At 49.2% G+C, this 26,787-nt stretch carries 31 protein-coding genes and 1 other RNA gene; 6 read left to right on the top strand and 26 right to left on the bottom strand.

Annotated features, from left to right (window positions below; all coding sequences use genetic code 11):
- The first annotated feature begins 14 nt into the window (after window positions 1-14).
- A complete protein-coding gene (locus tag IV54_RS06680) occupies window positions 15-356 on the top strand; it encodes a hypothetical protein (protein WP_057878610.1) in 342 nt (113 codons plus the stop codon).
- Between the two features lie 101 nt (window positions 357-457).
- On the opposite strand, the gene IV54_RS06685 is transcribed toward IV54_RS06680, so the two are convergent.
- The 3 genes from IV54_RS06685 to IV54_RS06695 are packed head-to-tail and all read right to left on the bottom strand — an operon-like array spanning window position 458 to window position 2,546.
- Window positions 458-805: a hypothetical protein gene (locus tag IV54_RS06685; protein WP_057878611.1), complete on the bottom strand. Its 348-nt coding sequence runs from the start codon at window positions 803-805 to the stop codon at window positions 458-460.
- 31 nt (window positions 806-836) lie between these two features.
- Entirely contained in the window at window positions 837-1,883 is a 1,047-nt protein-coding gene (locus IV54_RS06690; RefSeq protein ID WP_057878612.1) for an AI-2E family transporter, read from the bottom strand.
- 27 nt (window positions 1,884-1,910) lie between these two features.
- Window positions 1,911-2,546: a DUF1054 family protein gene (locus tag IV54_RS06695; RefSeq protein WP_237756687.1), complete on the bottom strand. Its 636-nt coding sequence runs from the start codon at window positions 2,544-2,546 to the stop codon at window positions 1,911-1,913.
- Window positions 2,547-2,584: 38 nt separating this feature from the next.
- On the opposite strand from IV54_RS06695, the gene IV54_RS06700 reads away from it, so the two are divergent.
- The 5 genes from IV54_RS06700 to IV54_RS06715 all read left to right on the top strand — a co-directional run bounded on the left by IV54_RS06700 (window position 2,585) and on the right by IV54_RS06715 (window position 5,503).
- The gene (locus IV54_RS06700; RefSeq protein WP_057878614.1) at window positions 2,585-3,049 is read left to right on the top strand and encodes a YueI family protein; all 465 of its coding nucleotides are present in this window, start codon (window positions 2,585-2,587) and stop codon (window positions 3,047-3,049) included.
- A gap of 43 nt (window positions 3,050-3,092) precedes the next feature.
- Window positions 3,093-4,343 carry a replication-associated recombination protein A gene (locus IV54_RS06705; RefSeq protein ID WP_057878686.1) on the top strand — a complete coding sequence of 417 codons (1,251 nt, stop codon included), beginning with the start codon at window positions 3,093-3,095 and terminating at the stop codon, window positions 4,341-4,343.
- A 37-nt stretch (window positions 4,344-4,380) separates the two neighbouring features.
- Window positions 4,381-4,571, top strand: a non-coding RNA gene (gene ssrS, locus IV54_RS11530) — 6S RNA.
- Window positions 4,572-4,639: 68 nt separating this feature from the next.
- Window positions 4,640-4,927, top strand: a complete 288-nt coding sequence (locus IV54_RS06710; RefSeq protein ID WP_057878615.1) for a hypothetical protein — start codon at window positions 4,640-4,642, stop codon at window positions 4,925-4,927.
- A 96-nt stretch (window positions 4,928-5,023) separates the two neighbouring features.
- Complete coding sequence (locus IV54_RS06715) at window positions 5,024-5,503, top strand: universal stress protein (protein ID WP_057878616.1); 480 nt, start codon at window positions 5,024-5,026, stop codon at window positions 5,501-5,503.
- 63 nt (window positions 5,504-5,566) lie between these two features.
- Here IV54_RS06715 and IV54_RS06720 read toward each other — a convergent pair whose 3' ends face one another.
- The 23 genes from IV54_RS06720 to IV54_RS06830 form a co-directional block, all read right to left on the bottom strand.
- On the bottom strand, window positions 5,567-6,427 hold the full coding sequence (locus tag IV54_RS06720; protein ID WP_057878617.1) for a helix-turn-helix domain-containing protein: 861 nt from the start codon (window positions 6,425-6,427) through the stop codon (window positions 5,567-5,569).
- A 353-nt stretch (window positions 6,428-6,780) separates the two neighbouring features.
- Window positions 6,781-8,367 carry a glycerophosphodiester phosphodiesterase gene (locus IV54_RS06725; RefSeq protein WP_057878618.1) on the bottom strand — a complete coding sequence of 529 codons (1,587 nt, stop codon included), beginning with the start codon at window positions 8,365-8,367 and terminating at the stop codon, window positions 6,781-6,783.
- A gap of 62 nt (window positions 8,368-8,429) precedes the next feature.
- On the bottom strand, window positions 8,430-9,575 hold the full coding sequence (locus IV54_RS06730; RefSeq protein WP_057878619.1) for a D-alanine--D-alanine ligase family protein: 1,146 nt from the start codon (window positions 9,573-9,575) through the stop codon (window positions 8,430-8,432).
- Between the two features lie 79 nt (window positions 9,576-9,654).
- Window positions 9,655-10,626, bottom strand: a complete 972-nt coding sequence (locus IV54_RS06735) for a DUF2785 domain-containing protein (RefSeq protein ID WP_057878620.1) — start codon at window positions 10,624-10,626, stop codon at window positions 9,655-9,657.
- A gap of 24 nt (window positions 10,627-10,650) precedes the next feature.
- Window positions 10,651-11,502 carry an SPFH domain-containing protein gene (locus IV54_RS06740; RefSeq protein ID WP_057878621.1) on the bottom strand — a complete coding sequence of 284 codons (852 nt, stop codon included), beginning with the start codon at window positions 11,500-11,502 and terminating at the stop codon, window positions 10,651-10,653.
- Between the two features lie 155 nt (window positions 11,503-11,657).
- Entirely contained in the window at window positions 11,658-11,960 is a 303-nt protein-coding gene (locus tag IV54_RS06745; RefSeq protein ID WP_057878622.1) for a glycine cleavage system H family protein, read from the bottom strand.
- Window positions 11,961-11,975: 15 nt separating this feature from the next.
- The gene (locus IV54_RS06750; RefSeq protein ID WP_057878623.1) at window positions 11,976-13,181 is read right to left on the bottom strand and encodes an FtsW/RodA/SpoVE family cell cycle protein; all 1,206 of its coding nucleotides are present in this window, start codon (window positions 13,179-13,181) and stop codon (window positions 11,976-11,978) included.
- 95 nt (window positions 13,182-13,276) lie between these two features.
- On the bottom strand, window positions 13,277-13,501 hold the full coding sequence (locus tag IV54_RS06755; RefSeq protein ID WP_057878624.1) for a DUF2969 domain-containing protein: 225 nt from the start codon (window positions 13,499-13,501) through the stop codon (window positions 13,277-13,279).
- Between the two features lie 12 nt (window positions 13,502-13,513).
- Window positions 13,514-13,807, bottom strand: a complete 294-nt coding sequence (gene yidD / locus IV54_RS06760; protein ID WP_057878625.1) for a membrane protein insertion efficiency factor YidD — start codon at window positions 13,805-13,807, stop codon at window positions 13,514-13,516.
- Window positions 13,808-13,825: 18 nt separating this feature from the next.
- Window positions 13,826-14,833 carry a rod shape-determining protein gene (gene mreB, locus IV54_RS06765; protein WP_057878626.1) on the bottom strand — a complete coding sequence of 336 codons (1,008 nt, stop codon included), beginning with the start codon at window positions 14,831-14,833 and terminating at the stop codon, window positions 13,826-13,828.
- Window positions 14,834-14,954: 121 nt separating this feature from the next.
- A complete protein-coding gene (murA, locus tag IV54_RS06770; protein WP_057878627.1) occupies window positions 14,955-16,262 on the bottom strand; it encodes a UDP-N-acetylglucosamine 1-carboxyvinyltransferase in 1,308 nt (435 codons plus the stop codon).
- A gap of 38 nt (window positions 16,263-16,300) precedes the next feature.
- On the bottom strand, window positions 16,301-16,528 hold the full coding sequence (locus IV54_RS06775) for a DUF1146 family protein (protein WP_057878628.1): 228 nt from the start codon (window positions 16,526-16,528) through the stop codon (window positions 16,301-16,303).
- Window positions 16,529-16,940: 412 nt separating this feature from the next.
- On the bottom strand, window positions 16,941-17,357 hold the full coding sequence (locus IV54_RS06780; RefSeq protein ID WP_057878629.1) for a F0F1 ATP synthase subunit epsilon: 417 nt from the start codon (window positions 17,355-17,357) through the stop codon (window positions 16,941-16,943).
- Between the two features lie 13 nt (window positions 17,358-17,370).
- Window positions 17,371-18,786, bottom strand: coding sequence for a F0F1 ATP synthase subunit beta (atpD, locus tag IV54_RS06785; RefSeq protein ID WP_057878630.1), 1,416 nt, complete (start codon window positions 18,784-18,786; stop codon window positions 17,371-17,373).
- Between the two features lie 22 nt (window positions 18,787-18,808).
- Window positions 18,809-19,708 carry a F0F1 ATP synthase subunit gamma gene (locus tag IV54_RS06790; protein ID WP_057878631.1) on the bottom strand — a complete coding sequence of 300 codons (900 nt, stop codon included), beginning with the start codon at window positions 19,706-19,708 and terminating at the stop codon, window positions 18,809-18,811.
- A gap of 30 nt (window positions 19,709-19,738) precedes the next feature.
- Window positions 19,739-21,286 (bottom strand): F0F1 ATP synthase subunit alpha, encoded by a 1,548-nt coding sequence (gene atpA / locus IV54_RS06795; protein WP_057878632.1) that lies wholly within the window; start codon window positions 21,284-21,286, stop codon window positions 19,739-19,741.
- 28 nt (window positions 21,287-21,314) lie between these two features.
- Window positions 21,315-21,857 (bottom strand): ATP synthase F1 subunit delta, encoded by a 543-nt coding sequence (atpH, locus tag IV54_RS06800; RefSeq protein WP_057878633.1) that lies wholly within the window; start codon window positions 21,855-21,857, stop codon window positions 21,315-21,317.
- On the bottom strand, window positions 21,847-22,362 hold the full coding sequence (gene atpF / locus IV54_RS06805; RefSeq protein ID WP_057878634.1) for a F0F1 ATP synthase subunit B: 516 nt from the start codon (window positions 22,360-22,362) through the stop codon (window positions 21,847-21,849). Before atpF ends, atpH begins: the two co-directional genes overlap by 11 nt.
- A gap of 55 nt (window positions 22,363-22,417) precedes the next feature.
- On the bottom strand, window positions 22,418-22,630 hold the full coding sequence (gene atpE, locus IV54_RS06810; protein WP_057878635.1) for a F0F1 ATP synthase subunit C: 213 nt from the start codon (window positions 22,628-22,630) through the stop codon (window positions 22,418-22,420).
- A gap of 40 nt (window positions 22,631-22,670) precedes the next feature.
- Window positions 22,671-23,384: a F0F1 ATP synthase subunit A gene (atpB, locus tag IV54_RS06815; protein ID WP_057878636.1), complete on the bottom strand. Its 714-nt coding sequence runs from the start codon at window positions 23,382-23,384 to the stop codon at window positions 22,671-22,673.
- Window positions 23,385-23,710: 326 nt separating this feature from the next.
- Window positions 23,711-24,340, bottom strand: a complete 630-nt coding sequence (gene upp / locus IV54_RS06820) for a uracil phosphoribosyltransferase (RefSeq protein ID WP_057878637.1) — start codon at window positions 24,338-24,340, stop codon at window positions 23,711-23,713.
- Window positions 24,341-24,431: 91 nt separating this feature from the next.
- Window positions 24,432-25,673: a serine hydroxymethyltransferase gene (glyA, locus tag IV54_RS06825; RefSeq protein ID WP_057878638.1), complete on the bottom strand. Its 1,242-nt coding sequence runs from the start codon at window positions 25,671-25,673 to the stop codon at window positions 24,432-24,434.
- A gap of 78 nt (window positions 25,674-25,751) precedes the next feature.
- Window positions 25,752-26,780, bottom strand: a complete 1,029-nt coding sequence (locus tag IV54_RS06830; RefSeq protein WP_057878639.1) for an L-threonylcarbamoyladenylate synthase — start codon at window positions 26,778-26,780, stop codon at window positions 25,752-25,754.
- Between the last annotated feature and the right edge of the window lie 7 nt (window positions 26,781-26,787).

The raw sequence follows: 26,787 nt of genomic DNA on the forward strand, positions 1-26,787 counted from the left end.
TTAGAAGCTAGCTAATGGGAGAGGACTTCCATTTACACAAAAAATTTGACACTCCCAGCATAACCTATTACTTAGCAAAACCAGTGAAGGGCGTTGTCACCAAAAAAGTTAAATCTGGTAAAACTTATCTCTATCGCGTAACTTTTAAAATGGGCCGCGTTTTTCAAGCATTGTTCGAGGATGCTGACAGTGATGGATACAATATTACTGTCACCAATGGTAAACAAGAATTCTTCGTTTATCTTAACGATCTAGGATGGAAATATGTCGGTTCGATTCTGGGCACGACCGGTGCAGATGCTGTTTCTCCTGAGGATGCCCAAGCAGCTACTGATTACATTCAGGGACTGTATTAAGCATCATGCTGAATATCAAGTAAATCAAAAAAGCAGTCGCACCCCCACTCCAAGTGGTTTGCGACTGCTTTTTCAATCTCTTCGATTATCGTGTTTCCCAACTACTTCTTCGGCACAGCAGGCTTCGCCACATACCGATTAAGGATATGAAATCCCGAAACCTTATCAACCGCCAGCACGTGGACATCCGAGCTATCATTGGAGAAGCGTGCACTGACTTGGTAGTATTGCGCCTTGCGGTTTCCAGCATAATTTTTAACCGTCGACTGCGGCATCTTCCAAGGCCCCGACAACAACGCCGCCACGGGATGGCCCTGCTGGAGAATGTTCAGACGAACCGCATTACTCGGGACAAATGGCGTGAAGGTGCCCACTAAGGCCAAGACAATGAGACCACCCCACAGCCACTTCGACTGTTTGGTAAACCAGCCTGTTTTCTTTTCTTTCATCACGCCGCTTCCTTTCAAAAATGGTTTCAATTTATGACTTGACGTCTGCGTCTTCTGACGTCACACGGTGAGGCTTCAACTGAACGTCGAAGACATCCAGGAAGAACGCCATCAATGGCATCCCAACCAGCAGCCCCCACATGCCAAAGATCTGTTCACTGACAATTAAGGTGATGAATGTCACGAAGATGGGCAAGTTAGTGGCGTTGGCCATCAGTCGTGGATGCAGGAAGTAAGATTCAAACATATGAATTACCACGATCAGCACCAGCACGGCGATCACCCGAATAATGCCACCCGTCACGAAGGCCACAATCGTTAACGGAATCAGTGAAATCAACACCCCGGCCACGGGAATTAGTCCCAGGAAGAAGACCATAATCCCCAAGATGAGTAGGCTTGGCATGCCAATTGCCCACAGACCCAAGACCATCAGAATCGTATTAATCGTACAGATCAGTAACTGTGTTTCGATGACTGTCCCAAAGATGTGAACAAACTTCATAATCAGTTGGCCCATTGGGACGAACAAGCTGGCAAACCGACTCCGCGTGAAGGCGTGGACAAACGTCTGGAGCTGAACCTTGGTCAGGTTGAAAACAAAACTGAAGAAGAAAGCCAACAAAATTGTTTCAACCCCAGAACTCAATCGGGAAAGCTGGCCAATGCCACTGGTCAGTAGATTCTTCCCATTGCTAATCACCGACGCATTCTGCGAGAGGTTCTTAACCATCTTAGTCACTTGACTCTGCAGTTGTGGGTAAGTATCGATTAATTTATCAATCGTATTCGGTAGGTTCGAAGCCTCTGATACCAGTGGTGGAATAATCTGTGAAAATGCCGCCACGAGAATTCCCAGGAACAGGATGTAAACCAACAACGTCGCCCACAAGTGATGCAAATGCAAGTGTCGTTCAATCCCCACAATGGCGGCGTTTCCCAGGTAAATAAAAATCACCGTAAACAAGGCCAATGACAGAAACGACCGAACCTGCCAGGCAATAAAGATTAGTAAGACTAAGGCGACATAGGTCATCGTCAACGGATTTTGCCAGATCCGTTTGAGAAATGCAATCACAAGAACTCCCCCTCAAATGTATCGCTTTTAAATTCGAATCAATTGATCATACACCGGCAACAACGCCGTCACAATCTCTCTAATTGTGGCCGCCTGATCCTCCGGTGTCAACGTAAAGAAGGCATCCCCACGATGGAATTGCCGGCCAACCTGCCATTCGGCATGCCGATCGGTCTGGGTCGCCATTAAGGCCTGGTAAGCCTCACGAGTGAGTGGCACCCCGGAATTCTTATCCGTATGGTCACTACCACACTCGAAATCACTGGGCAGGGTCATGACGAGATCTTCCTTTAGGCTACTCAACAAAGCTTGACGATTCTTGGCCTCCTGTAACACAGCCAGCCAGATGAAGAAGCGGTCGTCCCAGAAGCCAATCTCCAGATGCGGTAACATCTTATAGCCCCGCTTGGACGTACTGAAAGCTACCCAGGTATCGGTTGGCGGATTCTTGGTCCGGCGCAAATGTTTGGAAACGTGATCATAGATTGGTACCGCTAGTGTGGCAAAGACCGGCTGGAGAGCTGCCACCGTTATCATAAATTTGGGATCAATTTGTTCCCTAATCTTGCCTAATCGTCCAGGCAACGTTTGGTCCTCAAAGACTCGGAAATCTTGGTCCTCGTACATCGCTAATCCCCCTTCTAAACGTTCAATTGATTCCATGTTATACTAATAGAACTAACTTGGAAAGAGGGATCCGCATGGCTGAGAAGAGTCAAATGGAACAGCATCTACAGAATTCGGTGTATGGCACACCGATGGTTCACCCCGATGAACAACGCCATTACCTGGGGACGTTTCGTGAACGTGTCTCCCTCGCCATGACAATTGCCGAGGTTACCAACGCTCAGAATGTCCGGGCTTTCACGCGTGAAATCAGCGCCCATCCGGACCTGCAGGTGATCTTTAACGGTCACATCGACCAGAGTGACCTGGCCCCTTACCTCAAGGCCACCGGTCAACACAACTTAAAATTTACGATTCGCCAAGATGACTTCTACGGTCATCAAGCCACGGACCTAGGCCTCGTCGTCGCTAGTGACCACGCGATCGACCAGAATCCCATCAGCCTAACTGCTAAATACCCCACAACTTCGGCCAAAACTCAGGCTACACCACCGGCTAAACAGCCTGGCTGGTTAGCTCGCCTCTTCGGCCACCACTAAAGAAAGGAACTTCACTTTGGCACAACATCCATTAGCCTATCGTATGCGGCCCCAACGTCTCGAAGACATCGTGGGCCAACAAGACTTGGTGGGCCCCGGCAAGATCATCGCCCGCATGGTGGCGGCCAAGCTCCTGTCGTCCATGATTCTCTACGGTCCACCGGGAACCGGGAAGACCAGCATTGCCAGTGCGATCGCCGGATCGACAAAATACGCCTTTCGCAAATTAAATGCTGCGACAGACTCCAAGAAAGATCTTCAGGTTGTCGCGGCCGAGGCCAAGATGAGCGGGACCGTCATCCTGTTACTCGATGAAATTCACCGACTGGACAAGACCAAGCAGGACTTCTTACTGCCCCACCTGGAGAGCGGTCGCATCATTCTCATCGGGGCCACCACCGAGAATCCCTACATCAACATCAACCCGGCCATTCGGAGTCGAACGCAAATTTTCGAGGTGCATCCCCTCTCCTTAGATGACATCAAGGTGGCTTTGAACCGAGCCATTACCGACAAGGAACGCGGACTCGGTGAGTTACCCCTGCAGGTTGACGCCGATGCCCTGGACTTCATTGCCGGGGCCACCAATGGGGATCTCCGCAGCGCCTTAAATGGCCTGGAGCTGGCCGCACAGTCCACCCCACCGGCTGAAGATGGCAAGATTCACGTGACCCGTGAGGTTGCGGAAACCTGTTTGCAACGTAAGGCCCTGGTGGGTGATAAGAACGGGGATGCCCATTACGACGTCATCTCCGCCTTTCAGAAGTCGATTCGTGGGAGCGACACCGACGCCGCCCTACATTATCTGGCACAGTTGGTTGCGGCCGGTGACCTCCCGTCGATCTGTCGGCGACTGATGGTCATTGCCTACGAGGATATTGGCCTCGCCAACCTCCCCGCCGCAGGACGTACCGTACAGGCCGTACAAGCCGCGCAACAGCTTGGCCTGCCCGAGGGACGAATTCCCCTCGCAGACGCCGTCATCGAGCTGTGCTTGTCTCCTAAGTCCAACTCGGGGATTGCCGCCATCGACGACGCTCTGGCAGACGTCATGGGCGGCCACAATGGTGCCGTCCCCGAACACCTCAAGGATGCACATTACAGTGGCGCCAAGAAGCTGGGTCACGGAAATGGCTACCAGTTCCCTCACGACTTTCCCAACGACTGGGTCAAGCAACAATACCTACCGGATAGCCTCAAGTCGGCCCAATACTACCATCCCAAAACCAATGGCCGTTTCGAAAGTCAGTTGGCCGAACAATACCAGCGTCTTCGTCAGGCCAATCGAAAGTGATAAATTGAACTTTACCCTATAATATGCTAATATCAAGTTGGTTCTAAGGTGTACGCGTTGTCTCACTACAAGTTGCCGAACAAGTAATTTATATATGGGAATGTTCTATGGTGGAGAAGATGGCAGGCCTTTTCACTTGGAAGTCAGACACTCCAACAGACATTCCCCCCTGCATTGTCATCGCGGGTCAACATGACTGGACAATTAACGGCACCACTTAGATCAACCAAAGCTCAGCTTTGAGGACCATTCCATTGAATGGTCCTTTTCTTGTCAAATTAAAGGAGGAACACCTCGTGCTCATAACTATTCTAATGATCTGCTACACCGTGCTAGCCCTCGGCATCGGTTGGGGGGCTTATAGCCACCGTAACCGACCATTTCTGGTCTTTCATCCCGAAGAAAATGCGGCCCTCAGTAACATCCTAAAGGTCGGCGGTATTTTGCTTTTACTTGTTGGCATTTTATCAGCAGTCGCGACCGCTCTAAACAACACGATCCTCATTATCATCGCCCTCTTAGCGGGTATTATCGTGATTTTGGCTCTCCAAATTTTAATGGTTCGCTGGTTGCCCAAGGCGTAACCGGTTTCATTTTCTCTGAAAATTTCTGCCATTTTGCTTTTTATTTGCCCATAAATAACGTATGATAAGAGTATAAAGTAATGAGAGGTGAACAATATGTTACAACAATATAAGCACATTTTAGTACCAGTCGACGGTTCCTACGAAGCAGAATTAGCTTTCAAGAAAGCGGTCGCTGTGGCTAAGCGTAACGATGCTGATTTACATCTCGTTCACGTTGTTGATACGCGGGCTTTCCAAAACATTTCCAGCTTCGATACCAGCATGGTTGAACAAGTCACGGAAACGGCGAAGAAGACGCTTGATAAGTACGTTGCCGATGCTAAGGCTGCTGGCCTAGACAACATCGATTACGCGATTGAGTATGGTGCGCCAAAGACAATCATTGCCCGTGATGTTCCGCGAGATAACGATACGGACTTAATCATGATTGGGGCAACGGGGTTAAATGCCGTTGAACGTCTCTTGATTGGTTCTGTTACCGAATATGTTACTCGGACGGCTGTCTGCGACGTTATCGTTGTCCGGACTGATTTGGACAACAAGCCCGCCAAGAAGACTCATCCAGAAAACTAAGCCTCATTAATCAGTAAAAGTCGTTGCCCCTTATGGGACAACGACTTTTTTTGATACAGTCATTTAATCGGCAATAATTGTGCTGCCAACCTGAGGTGTTAACCGTTCCTGCAAGGCAACGTTGTGCGTTACCAAGGCGAGAGTCCGGGCAATCGTCAAGCTTCGTTTGGAAGCCGTCGTCGCCAGCAAGGCCTTCTCAGCCTCCCCCTTCATCTCATACAAGACATCGATCAGATACAGTGACCCCTGGTGCTTAACGGCCCGCAAAGCGGCTTCTACGTTATCAATCACCAGTTGTGGCTGTTCCAACTTCAGGTACATCTGAGCAATCTGGTAACGGGCCCAGATGAGTCGCTTGAAATTATCCTCATCATGCCATTCGAAATCATCAAGGTACCCGACCGCCGCGTTCAAATAGAAACGCGCCTTATCGAGTTCTTGCCGATTGAGGTAAGCTGTGGCCATGCCGACATTACCGACAATCGCATACAAATCCCACGGCATCCGGTAGGCCCGGTGAAGCAACAAGTTAAAGTGAAAGATTGCTTCGTCCGGCCGATTACGAGCGCCAAGCTCCACAAAACCGCGGTAGTAATGGTAACGTTCGCGGTCAAAGGCATTCTGAACATTCGTCATATTAACTTTACCCAGCAGATCATCCGCGAGCGCATAGTCTTCACGACGGATCGCCCCGGCAATATCGTCGAATTGTTCATCCATCCCACTCCCGAGACCGGATAAAACATCATTTAACGAAATATTGAGCCGCCGGCAAATCTGTAAAATAATCTTGATGCTCGGTACTTTATTCTTTTTTTCCATCAAACTGACCGTCGCTTGGGTACAAATCCCTTCGGCCAATTCCTGTTGTGACAAGTTCTTCTGCTTCCGATATTGTTTAACTTTACTCCCTAATAAACGCATCTCATCTCTCCCTCACGAGTCGTAACGTTAGGTACCGTCAACTTGATAAAACCGAACATTACTCAAAACGTGACTAACGACCATTCCCCGACACTTAAGTTGTTGCAGCCGTTAATATTCAGCCCCTGGTAATGACTGGCCAGACTCGGCCTGTTTATCGTTAGTTACAATAATAGGCGATTTATAGAGAATTACAAGCAATATGCGATATCATTAAGAAAATCTAATCTGTCTAGTCCATTCACTCATTTTTATATAAAAACTATAATAATAAAATTTCAAAAAGGCGGACGTCTTGTCCGCCTTAGTTTCTATTGTACGTAAATAATCGATTAATCTGCTAATCCAGCAACCTATGCATAGCTTAAAACAAAGTTTTGCAAGACTGCCCACCGCGTCGCTGCCGCTGATTGCCGAGTCACCTCACGTAATCGCGATAACTCATTGGTAATCTGGCCGTCGGCACCTAGCGCCCACATCCGTGTCATAGTTGCTGGCGTGTCGGGTGTCCAGAGGTACGCCGGTGCCCCCTGTTGATGAGCCGCCGCGATGAACTGCTGACTCGCGGACAACCGTTGAAAGGAATAGAAGTCCGCAGGAAGTGATCGGGGATTAACCCAATTAAACGGAAGGATTACCCCGACCTTTAAGTGTGGCTGTAACCGACGTAACTGCCGCACGACCCGGTAATCCAGCGAATGAACCACACTCCCATCACGCTGTAACCGGTCACCATAGGTCGCGGCAAACCGTCGAATGGCGCCCGGTGAGTCGTGCGGTGTGGTTTTAATCTCCACCATCAGCCGTTGATGTCGGGCTTCCGCCACCCGCAGGTAAGCTGGCCAACTACTGAGTCGGGCCTGCTGCCCATTTTCATGGAGCGTCAGTCGTTGTAACTGCTGGAGGGTCAGATCGTGAGGCGTCACATTCCGACCAGCTAACGTTTTAAGGTTCTCGTCATGCAACACGACCCACTGCCGATCGTGGGTCTCGTGCAAATCCATTTCCACGTAGTCCGGATGGTGGGTCGTCACTTGGCGTAAGGCCCCGACCGTGTTTTGAATGCCACGGCCGTGGTCAACTCCACGATGACTGATCAGGGTGGTTGGCCCCCAGGCCGGTTGGGCGAAGACCGTTTGCGATGTTACCATTCCCATCATCACCAGGCTGACTAGCGATAAAGCCAACGTCCCAGGCAGACCACGGGTCTCCAGTCTAACTAATAATTGCCGTGGCTGCCCACACCAGGCCCAAACAACTGTCGTTAATCCTAGAATGGTGACCAGGCAGAATCCCAACAGGACGATAAATACGGCAACCAGCAACAGCAACCGGTCAGTCGCCACGTGAAGGACCGCAACTAAGCCTTCACTGCCGGCAAGCCAAGCCACGGTGAGGCCAGCCCAAATCCCGAGGGCACCACCAATTTGTCGTACCGACCCACCAGTTAAGGATTCACGACGAAACCACCAACGTGGCCCCCATAACCAGAAAATCCCAGCCAGGAGCAAATAGAGTCCTCCCACGACCATCAGAACCGGCCGGCGATGCAGCGTCACAAAATTAATCAGGGATGCCGGTAGCACCAGACGGGCCCAGAAACGGCTGCCCAGGCCCCACAACCCAAATGGCAAGGCCAGAATGACCGCTATCAAAAGGACCAGTGTCCACGCCCATTTACGCTGCCAGACACGGTGCCAGATTTCTGACCCAGTCGTCGGTTTACCAGCGACCGCTACCGCCACCTGAGTGAGTTGCGCTGCCGTAACCACGCAAAGACCCGCGATAGTCAGGACTAGTGAGACCGACCAGCCAGAACGCTGGCTCAACCAGCGCACGCCCAGTAACAGGCTAATTAAGCCACCCCACCCCATCAGAAGTCGAGGTTGCGTGAGACTCAGTCGCCAAACACGATTTAGTTGGTGTCGATACCGTTGCACAGAAAATCCTCCCCATAAAAAAATCGGTGAGTCACGTTACCGTGGCCCACCGACGTTTAAACTTACTTTGATTTAGGCTTGTAGGTCGATGCCGCTGAAGCGTTGTCCAACGGAATAAAGTCGTAAGCCAATTCGCCTTGATAGTCGAATTCATCAAGCGCCAACTGAATCAGTCGGTCGATCAGGTCAGCATAGCTGATCCCGGAAGCCTGCCACAATTGTGGATAAAGACTGATGTTGGTAAATCCTGGTAAGGTGTTGACTTCACCAACGTATGGCACGCCATCCTTAGAAACCAGGTAGTCGATCCGCGCCATCCCCTTTAAACCAAGAGCCGCGTACGTCCGCAGACCCATCGTCGTGATTTCAGTCGTCAGGTCGGCTGGTAAGTCGACTGGCACTTCAAAGGTCACGCCGCTAGCATCCACAAACTTGTTGTTGTAATCATAGAAGACATCGGATTCTGGGACCCGAATGGCACCCAGGCGGGAAGCTTGTGGCTTCTCGTTACCCAAAATGGAAATCTCAACTTCTTCTGGACCGGCGATGGTTTCTTCAACCAACACCTTAAAGTCATAACGGAAGGCGTCGGCAAGGCCTTCGTCATATTCCGTTGCATTCGTTGCCTTATGAATCCCCACGGATGATCCTTGGTTAGCGGGCTTGATGAAGACATTGGCGCCCAACTTAGCCTTGATCGTTTCGTAGTCGTTCTCGTTACGGTTTTCCGGCGTAATCACCACGTACTTGGTGTTCTGGATACCGTGTGTGGTCAACACTTGCTTCGTTAAGTCCTTATCAAAGGACGTCGCTGATGCTAAGACGCCACTCCCCACGAAAGGCTTTTTCAAGAGACGGAAAAGCCCTTGGATCGTACCGTCTTCACCCAAGTTACCATGAATAATTGGGAAGAAAACATCAATGTCCTTTGCCTGAGATAAATTCCAAATGGGTGCCAAGGGGTTGGAAGAATCTACTTTGGTGAGCTCTTCTGCGGCGACCGTTGCCTCGTCCTCGCCGTCAAATACGCGCCGTGAAGCAGCGTCACTCAGAACAAAACCGCTACGCGTCAGCAGGAATAGGCTAACGTCGTAATGAGATTTGTCCATCGCATCGTAAATGTTGTGGGCCGAACGCTTGGAAACGTCATGCTCCGAAGAATTTCCACCGAATAGTAGACCTACGTGTAACTTTGTTTTCTTCTCCATCTTGTTTGTCACTCATCCTATCGTATAGATTTCGGTTAGCCTTCAGTATACCATTTCTCTAAAAAAATGCGTATATTTTTTAACCTAAAAAATCGATAGTTGAATTTAAATATTTTTTTATAGCCGGCGAGAGCCCCGCCTTCAATCGTAAAGCATCCAACAGGCGTTTGCGGTTAAAGAATTGATTCCACCCTGCAAGGTTATCGGGTCGCCGACGCTTGGCCACTTCCTGACGCCACTGTTTCAGTGCGTCCAGAAAGGCCGTCTCGTACAGACTGTGCCGATTCGTAAGTTCCACCAGGTACGCGGCCATCCGGTCGTTCTCTCCATAGATGAGCGGTGTTGTCACCCGCTTGAGGCGCTCCATGTAAGTCACCAACAGAAAGAGCTTGTCCGCACGGGTCAGTTGGTCGCTGGCCGCTAACACGGCTAACAGGTCCACCATGGCCGCATAGGCGTGGGCCCAGCCCTGTTGGTTCACGAAGCCACGCGTGTCCGTCTCGACGCTAATATAGGTTGCCACCTGAATCACAAGCCGATGCCAGTCCAAGTCTAACGGTGTCGACTGTTCATTCACAAAGTGCAAGACAACCGCCAGCAGCGAAGCCGAACTGGCCCGTCCAAAGACAGCGACGTTCGCGGGTTCCAGGACGTGATTAAAGAGAACTTGGTCACTGCTGAGCGTCGAGATCAACCGCCGCATCCCCTGTTCGCCGATAGCGTCCTGTTGGAGGGCGTCATACAAGGTGAAATTCACCCCATTGTAGCGAATCTTAGGATCCAGTGAAGCCAAGTGACGCAAAAGAAACAGCAGGTTGGCCGGCGTCAGAGCTAATTTTTCCTGATGAGCAAGCTGCTCATTGAGTTGGTCCAGGAGTTCCTGAATACCATCTGAATCGTCCGGTAGCTCGACGGTCGTTCGCCGTCGTCGGTGAATGCCGTCCATAACCTCCCCAATTCGATGTCCCAGGGACTGATACACCTGTCCCGCCTTCAATTCTGCATTGAGGTCCGCCAACTGTTGTTGAAGCGTCCCAATCTGTTCATCCATCAAATAAGCCTCCTGAGCATCCGACTAAGACTCAATCTTCCCGGTATTGAGCACCGGTTGTGAGCCCCGTTCGTTAATAATTGAAACCATCATGTTATTAATTAATTGAATCTTTTGGTTGTCCGTTAATTTCAAATCCGTCTCATCGGCGAGCTTGCTAATGGCACCCTCCGTAATCGACACAGCCCCTTCAACAATAATCTTTCGCGCCGATAGAATGGCTTGAGATTGTTGCCGTTGTAGCATGGCCGAGGCAATTTCTGTGGCGTAAGCCAGGTGCGTCAACCGCGTTTCAATAATTTCGACCCCAGCAACGTCGAGCCGTTCCTGAAGTTCCTGCGTCAACCGATTCGAGACCTCGGTGGGATTGCTCCGCAAGGTCAATGCCTCACCGTCACCAAAGTTATCGTAAGCGTACTCGGAGGCCACGTGACGGACGGCCGACTCCGTTTGAATTTCCACGAATTGTTCGTAGTCCTCGACGGAGAACAGGGCCTTACTGGTATCCACAACCTTGAAGACAATGACCGCGGCAATCTCCACGGGGTTCCCTTGCAGGTCATTAACCTTGAGAATCGCACTGTTAAAGTTACGAACTCGCAGGGATACCGTGGCCTTATTGGTCAGTGGAATTGTCAGGAACAACCCCGACTCGCGGATCGTTCCGATATACTGGCCGAAGAACGTCAGCACCTTAGATTGGTTAGGACTGATGATAGTCAGACTGCTAGCAGCCAGAATCGCCACAATCAGCAGGACCGTCCCTGTCACAATCATCCCCGCCATCACAATCAACCAGCCGGCAAATATAATCAATGCCAAAACCAATAGCAGTCCGAGATACCCGTTCATGTGAACGACATTCTTTTCTTTCATTTGGACTCACTCCATTCCCCATTTGTTCAGTCTAGCGTGACGGTACGCACCGCCCCCCCCTAAACGTCAACTATCCTTATTATACCCGACTGGCTAGGAAACCACTAAAAAACCGGCCCTTTGCCAGCAAAGAGTCGGTCACTTTAATAATTAGTTTAAGCTTCTTGCACATCGACGAACCAGGCTGCATCCGCGTCAGTGCCGTTCAGGACGTCGAAGTCCGCATCCAAGGCGGGGTTGACGGCCGTCACGGTCCCGGTAACAGGACTCGCAATGTCGGAAACGGCTTTATCTGCCTCGACACTCAAGAGGTTTTCGCCATTAGCGACGTGATCGCCAACAGCCGGCAACTTGGCAAAACTGATCGTGCCCAATTCGGATTGGCCCTCACTGGTCAAACCGATTCGAGTACCATCAGCCACCTTTTTCGTCCAAAAATACTGCACCATTTCAGCCATACTAACCGCTCCTTTTTATTCGAAAGACTCGTTTCGACTAAACATGTAACTCTTATAATGATACCGCATTGACATGATTAAACCAATCCCAATGAGGTTCCCGATCAACGCGGACCCCCCTTGACTCACGAATGGCAACGGAATCCCAGTCAGTGGCAACAGACCAATGCTCATCCCTACGTTTTCAAACACGTGGAAGAGAATCATCATGATGACCCCCGTTGAGATGTAGGCATAGAACACGTTCTTGGTGTCGAACGTCACCCGAATCATTTGGTAGATCAATAGGAAGTACAGGAAAATCAGGACACAGCCCCCGATGAAACCAAAGTTTTCCCCAACAACGGAGAAAATCATATCGGATTCTCGAACTGGCACATAGACGTGAGAGACGTTAAATCCTGTCCCAAAGATCCCACCGGACCCGATCGCCTTCATACTCTGCCAGAGTTGATAACCCTGGTTAGAGGTATCCGCTGACGGATGGAGCCAAGTGTCAACCCGGGAGAATTGGTAGGCCTGGAAGCCTACTTTTTCGAGGAGTTTACGCCCACCATCTGTCGTGACCAGTGCCAAGACACTGCCCCCAACCACCGCAATGATGGAGAAAGCTGGGGCAATAATCTTCCAGGTAATCCCAGAAACCAGCAACACCCCACCAACGATCGCGAAGAACACCAGCATCGTCCCAAAGTCATTTTGTAATTTCAAGAGCGCCGCAACCGGTAAGGTCCAAAGGATTAGCTTACCAATCAGTTGCCAGTCAGTCCGCATCGTGTGGACCGGATTGGCATTGTTATGCTCCGTCACCACCCGTGCCAGCATTAAAATAAAGGCTGGCTTCATCACTTCGGAAGGTTGGAAGGTCAAAGGTCCAATCGCAAACCAACTCTTGGCACCAGTATTGTTGAAGTACGTCCGACTGTAAAAGACCAATACTGCCAACAGCAGGAAGATCCCTAACCCATAGAGCACAGGCGCCACCTTCCATAGCTGTTCGGAGTCAAACTGCATGATAATAATAATTGCCACGGTCCCAATGACATACCACACCAATTGGGAAACCACCGCAGAAGTAATGCTAGTCGACCCGCTATCGTGGGTCGCCGCTACATAGATGGAGGCGAGTCCGATCAACGCCAACATGAGGATACAGAAGATAATCCCCCAGTCGATACGCGACTCGGTCTCGGTCCGCTGTTCTGTCGCATTCTTTGCCACTATGATTGCTCCTTAATTCAAACTAAGATTTGTCTTCATTATAAAGGCCGGAGTGGACGAACACGTCGCACTCCGGCCAACTTTACGAAAATTTATTATCCCCGGTGTAAATGGTAATCGCGTAATAACAACTCGACACCTTCGTCGACTGTCTTTACCCGGTAAACGTCCCCATCATTCAACTGAGCTGAGAAGCGGTCGTCGTCAGGTGTGACGGTTCCGATCGTTTCTGAGCCAATCTTCAGAACGGACATCGTTTGGCCGTCTGGTAATTGTTGTTCATCGATGGTCACTTGCACTGCTTTTTCTCGTTTACTCATGCCAACTCTCCTTTATTTAGTGGGCGGCAGCTGATCCAGATGCATCGCCGCTCGGTATGCTGCTTCCGCTTTCGTGTTGCGGCGGAGACTAAAGTGGTCCGGCACGGGATCAATCCCACCCCGTACGAATGGATGGCACCGTAAGATCCGGGCCACTCCCATGAGGCCGCCCTTAAGCGCCCCATGCTTTGCTAACGCCTGCAACATGTAATTCGAACAAGTCGGATAATACCGACAGGTCGGTGGGAATAGTGGCGAAATGAATCGCTGGTACCCACGTACGAACATCGTCAATAGCCAACGCATCACGCCACCTCCTGGATGCTAGTCGTTGTTTTGTTTTGCCGTCTTGGTATCCATGTGTTCCAGTAGGACACCGGCACCCTTAGCCACGTTGTCCAAGGGGTCTTCGGAAATGATAACGGGAACCGTCAAACGTTCTGAGAAGAGCTTGTCGATACCATCTAACAAGGCTCCCCCACCAGTCAACATGATCCCACGGTCAATGATGTCCGCCGCCAACTCAGGTGGAATGGTTTCCAGAACTGACATTGCGGCAGCCACAATTTGGTCCACGGAATCGTGAATCGCAATCTCGACCTCAGCGGCGGTAATCGTCGTTTCGGTTGGCATTCCACTGACTGAATCACGGCCACGAACAGCCATGGTCTTCTGTTCATTGTCAGGTTCTGGATAGGCAGTCCCAATCTTAATCTTAATGGTTTCCGCTGTCCGTTCCCCAATAATCAAGTTGTGTTCATGCTTCATGTAGTTCACAATTTCAGTATTCATCCGGTCACCAGCGACCCGAATAGAGCGGCTCGCCACGATGTCTCCTAAGGACAGGATAGCAATATCACTGGTTCCCCCACCCATGTCGATAACCATGTTACCACTAGGCTTGAAGATATCCATCCCAGCACCTAATGCGGCGACCTTAGGTTCGGCTTCCAAGTAAACCTTGGCGCCACCGGATTTTTCGGCAGCCTGAATGATGGCCTTCCGTTCGATCTCGGTGATGTTGGTTGGTGCACAAATCATAATGTTTGGTTTGGACAAGAACCCCTTAACGCTAAGCTTATTGATGAAGTAGGAGAGCATGGCTTCAGTGATGTCAAAATCGGAAATGACCCCGTCCTTCAAAGGACGAATTGCCCGAATATTCCCTGGAGTCCGACCCACCATGCGGTAAGCCTCTGAACCCACTGCCAGGACCTTATCCGTCTTCGTGTCAATTGCGACGACGGATGGTTCATTTAATACGATACCCTTGCCGACCACGTAAATTAAAACGTTCGCAGTCCCCAGATCAATCCCAATATCTTTCGCCATACTTATGTGCCCTCCTGATTTTAAATGCCAATTTTCAACATATCATTATAACATACTCTCATTAAACTCTAAATGATTTCTCGATCAAACAAAAAGGTGGCCCTACGCCACCCCTTGTTGTCTAGTTATTTACGTGTGAGTTTTTTAACACCACAGTGTCGTTATCGGCAACCGTCACGCGTTCAACTTGTGCGCCCAATGCCGTTAACTTCTTGTGGAAGTCATAGTAACCGCGATCTAAGTATTTCAGATTCGTTACCTGAGTGTACCCATCCGCAACCAAGCCGGCTAAGACCAGTGCCGCAGCGGCCCGCAGGTCGGTAGCGGCCACTTCGGCCCCATTAAAGTCGGTTGGCCCATGCATCACAACGGTCCGACCGTTCACTTGGTACTGAGCATTCATGCGCCGAAGTTCTTCCAGATGCATGAAGCGGTTCTCGAAGACCGTTTCGGTCATGGTACTGGTTCCGGCAGCGGCCAACTGTAAGATGGTCATTTGTGGCTGCATGTCAGTTGGAAAACCAGGATACGGTAAGGTCTTCACGTCCGTTGGTTGTAACTTTTCTGGACCGATAACCCGAATTCCTTCTGGTTCTTCCGTAACCGTGGCACCCATCTCTTGTAACTTGGAGATCAGTGGCTTGTTGTGTTCAACGATCCCGTCTTTAATCAAGACATTCCCGTGAGTCAAGGCAGCGCCGACCATAAAGGTGCCGGCTTCGATCCGGTCCTGAACCACGTTGTGTTCAGTCCCATGCATCTTTTCTACCCCGTCGATCCGGAGCGTTTCCGTACCGGCCCCGCGGACGTGAGCCCCCATCTTGTTCAAGACGTTGGCCAAATCCACGATTTCTGGTTCGCGAGCGACGTTGTCAATCACAGTCGTTCCTTGAGCTAAACAAGCGGCCATCATAATGTTCTGAGTGGCCCCAACACTAGGGAAATCTAAGTAAATGTGGTTCCCGACTAACCGATCAGCGAAGGCTTCAATGTAGCCATCGTGTTGTTCGATCCGGGCACCGAGGGCCTCTAAGCCCTTCAAGTGTAAGTCAATTGGCCGCGTCCCAATGGCGCAACCACCAGGTAAGGCAACCCGAGCATGACCCAACCGCGCTAAGAGCGGACCCATCACAACGATTGAGGCACGCATCTTGGAAACGTATTCAAAAGGCGCTTCACTAGAAACTTGGCGTGTCGCATCAATCGTGACTTCCCGTTTTTCTTCGTTGAAATAAACGCGGAGATTCAGGAAGCGTAAGACTTTATTCATCGTATAAACATCAGATAAAACCGGAACATTTGCTAAGTGGGTGAGGCCATCTTGGCCAAGAATTGACGCCGCCAAAATTGGAAGAACGGCATTCTTAGCGCCTTCAATTTGAACCACACCAGTTAAGCGGTTCCCACCATGAACGATAATTTTTTCCATGGGATACCTCCAAAGAATTTTATGAGCCGTTTGCTGCTTTAAAGTAAATAGCCCAGGTTACGAACGTTGTTAATGAAGTCTAGGAAGAATGAGCTGCAGCCAAAGCCGATGGCCACCGCCAGCATCACGATAAGCACTCGTGACTGACGCGGGTAAAACGTCATTAACCGTTCAATGTGTAACGCAGATATTGCCCAAAATGCAAGGGCAATAAAGATTAAATGGCTAACAATCGTTAATATTCCCTGTAACCCAATGAGTTTCATTCGCCCAATCCTTTCTAAACATTCTCACCCACTATATCATAATTTTTCATGGTTGTCCGCGAAATTCCTGTAAAATCGGCGTTTGTAATATTACATTTCATCCGTTTATGACCGGTGACCGACCAAACGGCGACCTAAAAGGTTTTACGTGGTGAAATTATTTCCAAATTGGTGATTACTCTTCCTAAATCGAACGACTTGTTTTCACATTGAAAGCCAGACCATTGTTCGGAAATTAATTCAATTTTTCTTGGCTTTAAGTCGTCGTTTTGCCCCATTTCAGCCAATGTGTAACGTCACTTTAAGCGGCGTAAAACGCCAAAACATGAGATTCACGACAACAAAAAAGCAACTCTCCCCTAAAGGAAAGCTGCTTCTGGGTCCTATTCAGGACTATTGTCTTGCATCGTGCTTAGTGATTGGCAACGTTAATCCGGTTAATAGCCCGGCGTAATGCCACTTCAGCCCGTGCTAAGTTATCGGGATCCTTCTCGGCCTTTGCCTTTTCAATCGCCTTTTTAGCCCGTTCCTGAGCGCTCTGCGCCCGGCTGACATCAATGTCACCCTGGCGTTCGGCACTGTCGGCAACAATCGTTGCCACGTTATTGGAGAATTCAATGAACCCACCGTTAACGGCAATCCGGTCTTGTTCGCCGTCATGCTTGAAACGAACCTCATCAACTTTCAACGTCGCAAGGACGGGAACGTGATTTGGCAAGATCCCCATCGGCGCATAGGACGTGGTCACAATCAGAAAGTCACCCTTCTGTTCATAGACCCGACCATCGGGAGTCACAATGCTAACGGATAAAACTGGTTTATCAGCCAATTAGAATTCCTCCCTAGTTGTTGGCGACGGCGTCATTCATTTCCTTGGCCTTAGCCACGACGTCTTCGACACCACCACAGTTACGGAAGGCATCTTCTGGCAACTTGTCGTACTTACCTTCCAGAATCTGCTTGAATCCATCAATGGTATCTTCCAACTTCACGTACTTCCCTGGTAAACCAGAGAATTGGGAAGCCACAGTAAATGGTTGTGACAGGAAGAATTGAATCCGCCGTGCACGGTTAACAATCGTTTTTTCTTCTTCAGAAAGTTCATCCATCCCTAAGATCGAGATGATATCTTGCAATTCATGGTAACGTTGCAAAACATGTTGAACTTCGGTCGCAACGTCATAGTGTTCTTGACCGATAATTTCAGGGGCCAAGGCAGTTGACGTTGAAGCCAATGGGTCCACGGCTGGGTAAATCCCTTGTTGCGTCAAAGAACGTTCCAAGTTAGTCGTAGCATCCAAATGGGCGAAAGTCGTGGCAGGAGCAGGGTCGGTGTAATCATCGGCAGGCACGTAAACGGCTTGGATCGAGGTGATCGACCCATTGTTCGTTGACGTGATCCGTTCTTGCAACTGACCCATTTCAGTAGCCAACGTTGGTTGGTAACCAACGGCTGAAGGAATCCGTCCTAACAGGGCAGAAACTTCAGAGCCGGCCTGCGTAAACCGGAAAATATTATCGATAAACAACAGAACGTCTTGGCCCTTAACATCACGGAAGTATTCCGCAATCGTTAAACCAGTCAAGGCAACCCGCATCCGGGCACCAGGAGGTTCGTTCATTTGACCATAAACCATGGCCGTTTGCTTCAGAACTCCGGAGCCTTTCATTTCCCAATACATATCGTTACCTTCACGGGTCCGTTCACCAACACCGGTGAAGACGGAAATCCCGTTATGGCCTTGCGCAATGTTATGGATTAATTCTTGAATTAAAACGGTCTTACCAACACCGGCACCACCGAACAACCCAATCTTCCCACCACGAACGTAAGGTTCGAGTAAGTCAATAACCTTGATCCCAGTTTCTAGGATTTCGGTCGTAGGGTTTAATTCGCTATACTTCGGTGCGTCACGGTGAATTGGCATCCGTTGGGCATCAGGCCCAAATTCGGCACCACCATCGATTGGATCACCCAAAACGTTAAATACTCGACCTAAGGTGTCATCACCAACGGGAACAGAAATGGAAGCCTCAGTGTTTTCAACTTCCATGCCCCGGCGAAGACCATCAGTACCATCCATGGCAATCGTCCGCATAACCCCGTCACCCAGTTCAAGGGCAACTTCGGTTACAAGGACAGTGCCATCATCACGTTTGATGTTTAAGGCAGTGTTGATGTCGGGTAATTTATCAGTTAATGGGAATTCAACGTCGACAACTGGTCCGATAACTTGAACAACTTTACCAGTACTCATTATTCGTTAATTCCTCCCGTCATTAATTCTTTAAGGCTTCTTGACCACCAGTAATTTCGGTGATTTCAGTCGTAATCGCTGCTTGCCGAGCCCGGTTGTAATGTAATTGCAGATCCGAGATCAGGTCGTCAGCGTTGTCAGTGGCTGACTGCATCGCATTAGAACTTGATGCATGTTCAGCAGTTTTGGCATCCAAAATAGCACCATAAACCAGACTCTCAGCGTATTGTGGCAGGATAGAATCCAAGACCTCCTGCGCTGAAGGTTCTGTTTCATAATCGTTTGCAAGATTGGACGTAGGCGTCTCACTAACAGCTTCACCCGCAAGTGTTTCACGGTCCACTGGCAATGTCTTTTCACCCCGGAATGACGACGTAATACGGTTAACGAAATGGTTATAACAAACGTAAAGTTCGTCAAAGATTTCGTTATCAAACATGGTCGTCACAGTCTTTACAATCTCCCGGACTTCGTTAAACTCAGGAACATCACTAACACCACGATATTCATAAGCCACGTTAATGCCTCGGTTCTTGTAGAAGTCTGCTCCGGTACCCCCAACAGCCAGAATCATATAGTCATCTGGGTTGGGTGTCTGCTTGTCAATGAATTCATTGGCTTCGCGCAAGACACTACTGTTATAACTCCCCACCATACCGCGGTCAGAAGTTATGACTAAATAAGCCGTTTTCTTAACTGGACGGTCTGCCTGTAACTTGTTTGAGGAATTATCAAACAGTTGAGACTGAGATAAGCGCATGACCACTGACTTGATCTTTGAGACGTACTCTTGATAGCCAGCCGTATGCTTCTGAATCTTGTTCAACTTCGCAGTCGACACCATGTGCATCGCGGCAGTAATCTGTCGGGTTGCCTTGGTTGACGAAATCCGATGTTGGACGTCATGGATAGATTCAGCCATTTTTTCTCACCATCCTTCCTTCAAGCAATTCTAGTTTTCTGCTGAATCATCGTCGTCCGCTTCAGCATTATGCTTGGTCGGTTGGAAAGTCTTATCAAACTCAGCAAGTGCGTCATCCAATGCATCGCCTTCTGGTAAATTACCAGTCTTGGTGATTTCATCTTCGATTGCCTTGTAAGACGTGTCCATAAACGCAAACAATTCGTTTTGGTAACGTAAAACGTCACTCACTTCGAGCTTATCAAGGTGCCGGTGGGTCAAGGCGTAGAGAATGATAACTTCCTTGGCAACGGGTACGGATTCATGCAAGCCTTGCTTTAAGACTTCCACGGTCCGAGCACCACGGTCCAAACGGGCCTTGGTAGCGGCATCCAAGTCGGAACCGAATTGTGCGAATGATTCCAGTTCCCGGTATGCGGATAAGTCCAAACGCAAGGTCCCGGCAACTTTCTTCATGGCTTTGATTTGAGCATCCCCACCAACCCGAGAAACTGAAGTCCCGGCATCAATGGCTGGCCGAATCCCTGAATAGAAGGAATCACTATTCAAGAAGATTTGCCCGTCGGTGATGGAAATAACGTTGGTTGGAATGTAGGCAGAAACGTCTCCAGCCTTGGTTTCGATAACTGGTAACGCGGTCATAGATCCGGCACCTAATTCATCATTCAACTTGGCTGCACGTTCGAGTAAACGAGAGTGGGTATAGAAAATATCCCCAGGGTACGCTTCACGGCCTGGTGGCCGACGTAAAATCAAGGAAAGTTCACGATAAGCATCGGCTTGCTTGGTTAAATCATCATAGACGATTAACACATGCTTGCCGTTCATCATGAATTCTTCACCCATGGCTGCACCGGCATATGGTGCGATGTACAGTAATGGTGCTGGTTCAGATGGTCCGGCACTGACGACAATGGTGTAATCCATGGCGCCAAACTTTTCCAAAGTGGAAACTTGTGACCGCACAGTGGAGTCCTTTTGACCAATTGCCACATAAATACAGATCATGTTCTGACCCTTTTGATTAATGATGGTATCGATCGCAATGGAACTCTTACCAGTCTTACGGTCACCGATAATCAACTCACGTTGACCTCGGCCAATTGGAACCAAGGCATCAATGGCTTTGATCCCGGTTTGTAGGGGTTCACTAACCCCTTGCCGTTCCATAACACCTGGTGCTTTATGTTCGATTGGTCGCGTTTTATCGGTCTTGATGTCCCCTTTACCGTCGATTGCTTGACCCAATGAGTTAACAACTCGGCCAATCAATTGATCACCAACGGGAACTTCCATGATTCGGCCAGTCCGTTTAACGGTGTCGCCTTCAGTGATTCCAGTGAAATCACCCAAGATAACGATACCAACGTCACTGGCTTCGAGGTTTTGGACCATCCCATAAACCCCGTTATCAAACAGTAACAATTCACCCTGAAGGGCGTTGTCTAAACCGTGGGCACGGGCAATCCCGTCACCAACGTAAGTTACTGTACCAGTCTCTTCAACTGAGAGTTCATCTGTATAGTTTTCTAATTGTTGTTTAATTAGAGCACTGATTTCCTCAGCTTTAATGCTCATGAAAGTTTCACCTCTTTCTCCATAGAATCTAAGCTAAAAGTCGTTGCCGCAACTGGTTCATGCGGGTCTGGAGACTACCATCGTAGACAATCCCAGCAGACTTAACAATGGCTCCGCCCAGAATAGAAGCGTCGACTTGACACCGCAAAATTGCTTTCTTGGCGCCAACGCGCTTGGCAAATGTCTGGCTAAGGACGTCGGCCTGGTTTCCAACCAACGCAACCGCAGTCGTGACATCTGCATAGACAATTTGTTGCTTTTCATCATATAAAACTTGAAATTGCTCGATAATGGCGACCATGATATCCATACGATCATAGTCAAAGACCATTTGAATTAAATTTTGGATATAAGGTGAAGCATCGCGCTTTAAATCAGCAACCATGGCTTCTCGTTTGTCCAATTCTAAACTAGCATTCGAAAGTACCGTACTCAAACTAGGATTGTCTTCGAAGATTCGCCGAAGCTGTTGAAGATCACTGTAACCGGAGTCTAACTGGTCCTTTTCGGCCAGGAGTTCAAACAATGCTTTGGCGTAACGCTTCGCTGCAGTTGTTCGATTAAGACTCATGTGGCTTCCCCAACCCTTCGATATAAGAATCGATCAATTCTTTTTGATCACTAGCATTCAATTCACGCTGAATTAGCTTGGAAGCAATCTCAATAGATAAATCCGCCACATCGTTCCGTGCACCAACCAAAGCGGCTTCCCGTTCTTGGGCAATGTCGTCCTTGGCTTTGGCCTTCAAGGCCTGTGCATCGGCTTCGGCTTTATTAATGATCTGACCCCGTTGTTCCTGTCCGTCACTCTTCGCCGTGCTGACGATTTGTTGGGCTTCAACGCGGGAACCTTTTAAGGCTTCCTGACGTTGGTCTGCTAAATCAGCAGCTTCGGCCCGTGACTTCTCGGCATGGTCAATATCATCGGAAATTTTATCCGACCGTTGTTGCATCATCTTCGTAATGGGACCCCAAGCGAAAATTTTGACGAGCCACATTAACAGAAGGAAGGTTACAACGTAAAAGATCGAATCACCGTTGTAGAGAGTTGCATCAATCACTAAATGTGAGAGCATCTATTGACACCTCCTTCATTGTCAACTTTTGCTGAATCCAAAGTAACCTGGAACATTACTTGTTCATCAACAACAGTGAGACAACGAAGCCCAGGATTGGCATAGCTTCAACTAACCCAACACCGATGAACATCGTGGTACGGAATTGACCGGCCATTTCAGGTTGACGAACCATACTTTCAAGGGTTTTAACGATAACGATCGCGTCACCGAATGCCCCTGCTAATGCTGCTGCCATCATAGTAAAACTTGCTGCTAATGCACCCATAATTAATATTTCCTCCTTGAATTTGGAACAGGCTTACTGCCTATTCACCTTCTAATTGTCGACCAATGTATACTGAAGATAGTGTTAAGAAAACATATGCTTGAATGGAGCCCAAGAAGACTGAGAGTCCTTGCCAAGCCATTTCAATTGGTACAGCCGCGATCAACGTCGGAATACCTTTTAGTTCAGCCAGAGACCAAACCATTTCCAGTAAGACTTCACCAGAGAAGATAATCCCGAAAATACGAAGACCGAGAGTCAGAAAACTTGAGACTTGTTCAAACAAGTTCGATGCTAAGAACATTGGCGATGGCTTAACAAAGCTTGCCAAGTAGCCCTTGGTTCCCCATTTTTTGAGGCCAGCATAATTAGCCAAAACAACTGTCATCATTGACATCGTCAACGTTACAATTGGATCAGATGTTGGACTTCGAACAATTGCAGAACCATTGATTGCAACGTTGAAGAATAAACCAAGTTGGTTTGAAAGAAAGAGAAACAGGAATAACGTGAATCCCCAAAGTCCAAATCCACTAACTTCCTTGGCTGGAATTGACCCTTTTAAGATACCATTGGTGAAGTCAATTAACCATTCGAGAAAGTTCTGGCCTTTTGAAGGCCGCATCGAAACATGTCGAGACGTAAAGAAGATAACTGCGAATGCCAGGATGAACACCACCAAACCTGACACCACATTAGCAGTACTAAATGTTAACTTCCAAATTCGAAAGGTTGAAACTGTACCACTTCCCACCTAATATCACCTCTTTTCAAAGACATTTTCGCCTGGTCCTTTCAACCTGTAATCATTTAAGACCATTGTTGCGAATTTTTGAACGCAAGAAAGCGTGCTCAAACACAATAAAAATGATACCACCAAAATAGGTAAAAGACAAAGCATATTTCCCACTTTTTACCAAGAAAATCATTTTCTTTCATAGCTTTGCAAAAAGCGCTGTGAAAACAATGAGAACGCTTCCAGGTGGAGCCCATCAGGCCGCCGATCAGGTCGCTTACTCATCATATTTTCATAAAAAGAACAAGCCTGACCGGGGACTCGGTCAGACTTGAAAATTATGTTTACTTTGTCCCAAACAAGCGGTCACCCGCATCGCCTAATCCCGGAACAATGTAGCCATCTTCATTTATATGATCATCCAAAGCAGCCGTGTAAATATCAACGTCTGGATGGGCTTCTTGTAAGGCTTTAACACCTTCTGGTGCGGCAACTAAGCACACAAACTTCATGTTGCTAGCGCCCCGCTTCTTCAAGGCATCGATTGCCATGATAGCAGAACCACCGGTTGCCAACATTGGGTCGACAATAAAGATCTGTCGTTGGTCAATGTCAGACGGCAACTTAACAAAGTATTCGTGGGGTTGTAAGGTCTTTTCGTCACGGTACATCCCGATGTGACCCACCTTAGCGGCTGGAATCAATTCTAGGATACCATCGACCATTCCGATACCAGCACGCAGGATCGGCACAATGGCAACTTTCTTACCAGATAACTCCTTTGCCGTCATCTGGCCCATTGGTGTCTCGATCTGCTTGTCTTGTAATGGCATGTCGCGTGAAACGTCGTATGCCATCAGCGTCGAGATTTCGTTAACAACCTCGCGAAAACTACGAGTGCCGCAGTTTTTGTTCCGAATAATTGTTAACTTGTGTTGAATCAACGGGTGGTCAAGTACTTGAAACTTCCCCATGAATAAACGCTCCTTTGTGATTTCTTACAATTGTACCATTATCTAAGCCATTGCAACGGACTAATTTAAAATGAAAACGTTTTTTCGTTAATTAATTTAACGCACTCAGTGGATGAGCCGCCGTCAACGTTCTAACCTGGTCCCGGACCTCAGCTAACACCGTCTCGTCATTAGGGTTTAAGATGGTCTTCACGATGAGCTGAGCTACCTCACGACACTCGTCCGGATTAAATCCGCGCGTTGTAATCGCGGGTGTCCCTAACCGAATACCTGAAGTCTTGAAAGGACTCAGTGTTTCATTCGGAATAGCTTCTTTATTCGTCGTAATCATGACGCTATCCAGCAGTTCCTGCGCCTGCTTCCCATTTAAATCAGTGGCAGAAAGGTCTAAGGTCATCAAGTGGTTGTCCGTCCCGCCGGAAACGACGCGAACTGTTGGTAACTTGTTAAATTCATCGGCCATGGCCTGGGCATTGTCAATGATTGCCTGCGCATAGTCGGTAAACGCTGGCTGGAGGTCTTCAAAGAACGCCGCCGCTTTACCGGCAATCACGTGTTCCAGAGGACCGCCTTGCGTGCCAGGGAAGACGGCTGAATTCAGTCGCTTGGCATTCTCCGCTTGCGAGAGGATAAGGCCCCCTCGTGGCCCACGAAGAGTCTTGTGCGTCGTCGTGGTGACCACGTCGGCAATTCCCACTGGCGATGGGTGCAGACCTGCCGCCACTAAACCGGCAATATGCGCCATATCCACCATCAGGTAGGCGCCAACCTCATCGGCGATATCTCTGAAGGCTTGGAAATCAATCGTGCGTGAATAAGCTGAAGCCCCGGCCACAATCAATTGTGGCTTCACTTTCAAGGCGAGGTCGCGAATCATGTCATAGTCTAAAAGTTCGGTCTCCGGATTCAACCCATAGCTGTAGGCTTGGTAGAGCTTACCAGAGAAGTTCACCTTGGCCCCATGGGTCAAGTGACCGCCGGCATCCAGGCCCATCCCCAAGATGGTGTCCCCAGGCTTCAAGAAAGCCGCATAGACCGCCTGATTGGCCTGTGAACCGGAATGGGGTTGCACGTTGGCATATTCGGCGTTGAAGAGCTTCTTAGCCCGGTCAATCGCCAGTTGTTCCACAACGTCAATGTACTGGGTTCCCCCGTAATACCGTTTGCCAGGATAGCCCTCAGCATATTTGTTGGTTAGAACGGAGCCCTGTGCCGTGCGGACGGCGTGACTGACGATATTTTCAGAGGCAATCAACTCAATGGTATCCTCTTGCCGCTGTTCCTCATGCGCAATGGCGCCCCATAAAGCTGGATCTTGTTCTTTAAAATTCAATGGCGGTCCCTCCTGAACTGTAGTTGGTTTCATTCTACCAAACTTTCAGCTCTGGCGGGACCGCCTTGCTCATCAAACTTATAATAATTGATCTTTTGTAAAATGAACCTGGCCAGCAGACTTATTGAGGCGGTTCATGTAAGCCGCACCCAAGCCCTCATCGGAGAAGCCCTGCGCTAAAATGCCCTTGACGGGGGACTCCAGGTCAAAGTGTCGTAATCCGGCAAACAACCGGTGGCTGGCACTTGGTAAGTCGCGGCCCAGTGAAAAGAATTCGGCATTCTGAGGTAAGGTCAACCCACTCAACGTGTGGTCAAGCGCCATGATCCCAATTGCATCATCCTGTTGACCGGCCCACTTGAGCGCTGCCGCCCAATCCGTCACGTGATCGACAATGTAGACCTGAGCGTTAGGTGCGTAGTGTTTGTACTTCATCCCCGGCGCCTTAGGAACCTCGGTCGCCCCAACCTTATGATGGGTTGATCGCACGGTGCCAATCACGGCCTCCAGTTCTTCCTCGGTCACGGCGCCTGGCCGTAGGATCGTTGGCACGTCGGTCGACATATCCAAGACCGTCGATTCGACTCCCACTTCAGTAGGGCCATCGTCCAAGATGCCCGCGATTTTCCCATTTAAATCATGGTAAACGTGCTTGGCTAAGGTCGGACTAGGTTTACCAGAAGTGTTAGCGGATGGCCCTACCAGGGGTACTCCAGCCTCTTTGATGAGGTCTAGCGTCACCTGATTGTCCGGATTCCGGAAAGCAGCCGTCTGCAATCCACCAGTCACAGCCGGCGATAAGGCCCCTGGCTGTAACTTGAAGATCAACGTCAGTGAACCTGGCCAAAAAGCCTTGATGAGTGCTTGGGCCTTATCTGACAAGGGTTGGGCATACTGTTCTACAGTAGCTTGACCCGTCACGTGGACAATCAGTGGATTGTCACTCGGACGTCCCTTGGCCAAATACACCTGTTTCACGGCGGCCTCATTGGTGGCATCCGCGCCTAGACCATACACGGTCTCGGTGGGAAAGGCCACGAGTTGGCCTGCCTTGATGGCAGCAGCCGCTTCGCTAATCTGATTGGGTTTAAAAATTTTCGTTTCCATTCCGTCT

Source organism: Levilactobacillus paucivorans (assembly GCF_001437125.1).
GTDB classification, from domain to species: domain Bacteria; phylum Bacillota; class Bacilli; order Lactobacillales; family Lactobacillaceae; genus Levilactobacillus; species Levilactobacillus paucivorans.

Coding starts and splice junctions, on each gene's coding strand:
- IV54_RS06735 (WP_057878620.1), bottom strand. CDS start 10,626: ATGGATGAACAGATTGGGACGCTTCAACAACAGTTGGCGGACCTCAAT.
- IV54_RS06695 (WP_237756687.1), bottom strand. CDS start 2,546: ATGGAATCAATTGAACGTTTAGAAGGGGGATTAGCGATGTACGAGGAC.
- IV54_RS06755 (WP_057878624.1), bottom strand. CDS start 13,501: ATGAGTAAACGAGAAAAAGCAGTGCAAGTGACCATCGATGAACAACAA.
- yidD (WP_057878625.1), bottom strand. CDS start 13,807: ATGCGTTGGCTATTGACGATGTTCGTACGTGGGTACCAGCGATTCATT.
- IV54_RS06830 (WP_057878639.1), bottom strand. CDS start 26,780: ATGGAAACGAAAATTTTTAAACCCAATCAGATTAGCGAAGCGGCTGCT.
- atpF (WP_057878634.1), bottom strand. CDS start 22,362: ATGCTCTCACATTTAGTGATTGATGCAACTCTCTACAACGGTGATTCG.
- atpA (WP_057878632.1), bottom strand. CDS start 21,286: ATGAGCATTAAAGCTGAGGAAATCAGTGCTCTAATTAAACAACAATTA.
- upp (WP_057878637.1), bottom strand. CDS start 24,340: ATGGGGAAGTTTCAAGTACTTGACCACCCGTTGATTCAACACAAGTTA.
- IV54_RS06720 (WP_057878617.1), bottom strand. CDS start 6,427: ATGCGTTTATTAGGGAGTAAAGTTAAACAATATCGGAAGCAGAAGAAC.
- IV54_RS06790 (WP_057878631.1), bottom strand. CDS start 19,708: ATGGCTGAATCTATCCATGACGTCCAACATCGGATTTCGTCAACCAAG.
- IV54_RS06745 (WP_057878622.1), bottom strand. CDS start 11,960: ATGGCTGAAATGGTGCAGTATTTTTGGACGAAAAAGGTGGCTGATGGT.
- atpD (WP_057878630.1), bottom strand. CDS start 18,786: ATGAGTACTGGTAAAGTTGTTCAAGTTATCGGACCAGTTGTCGACGTT.
- IV54_RS06715 (WP_057878616.1), top strand. CDS start 5,024: ATGTTACAACAATATAAGCACATTTTAGTACCAGTCGACGGTTCCTAC.
- IV54_RS06775 (WP_057878628.1), bottom strand. CDS start 16,528: ATGAAACTCATTGGGTTACAGGGAATATTAACGATTGTTAGCCATTTA.
- mreB (WP_057878626.1), bottom strand. CDS start 14,833: ATGGCGAAAGATATTGGGATTGATCTGGGGACTGCGAACGTTTTAATT.
- atpH (WP_057878633.1), bottom strand. CDS start 21,857: ATGAGTCTTAATCGAACAACTGCAGCGAAGCGTTACGCCAAAGCATTG.
- IV54_RS06685 (WP_057878611.1), bottom strand. CDS start 805: ATGAAAGAAAAGAAAACAGGCTGGTTTACCAAACAGTCGAAGTGGCTG.
- IV54_RS06705 (WP_057878686.1), top strand. CDS start 3,093: ATGCGGCCCCAACGTCTCGAAGACATCGTGGGCCAACAAGACTTGGTG.
- IV54_RS06700 (WP_057878614.1), top strand. CDS start 2,585: ATGGCTGAGAAGAGTCAAATGGAACAGCATCTACAGAATTCGGTGTAT.
- atpE (WP_057878635.1), bottom strand. CDS start 22,630: ATGGGTGCATTAGCAGCAAGTTTTACTATGATGGCAGCAGCATTAGCA.
- IV54_RS06680 (WP_057878610.1), top strand. CDS start 15: ATGGGAGAGGACTTCCATTTACACAAAAAATTTGACACTCCCAGCATA.
- IV54_RS06730 (WP_057878619.1), bottom strand. CDS start 9,575: ATGGAGAAGAAAACAAAGTTACACGTAGGTCTACTATTCGGTGGAAAT.
- IV54_RS06740 (WP_057878621.1), bottom strand. CDS start 11,502: ATGAAAGAAAAGAATGTCGTTCACATGAACGGGTATCTCGGACTGCTA.
- murA (WP_057878627.1), bottom strand. CDS start 16,262: ATGGAAAAAATTATCGTTCATGGTGGGAACCGCTTAACTGGTGTGGTT.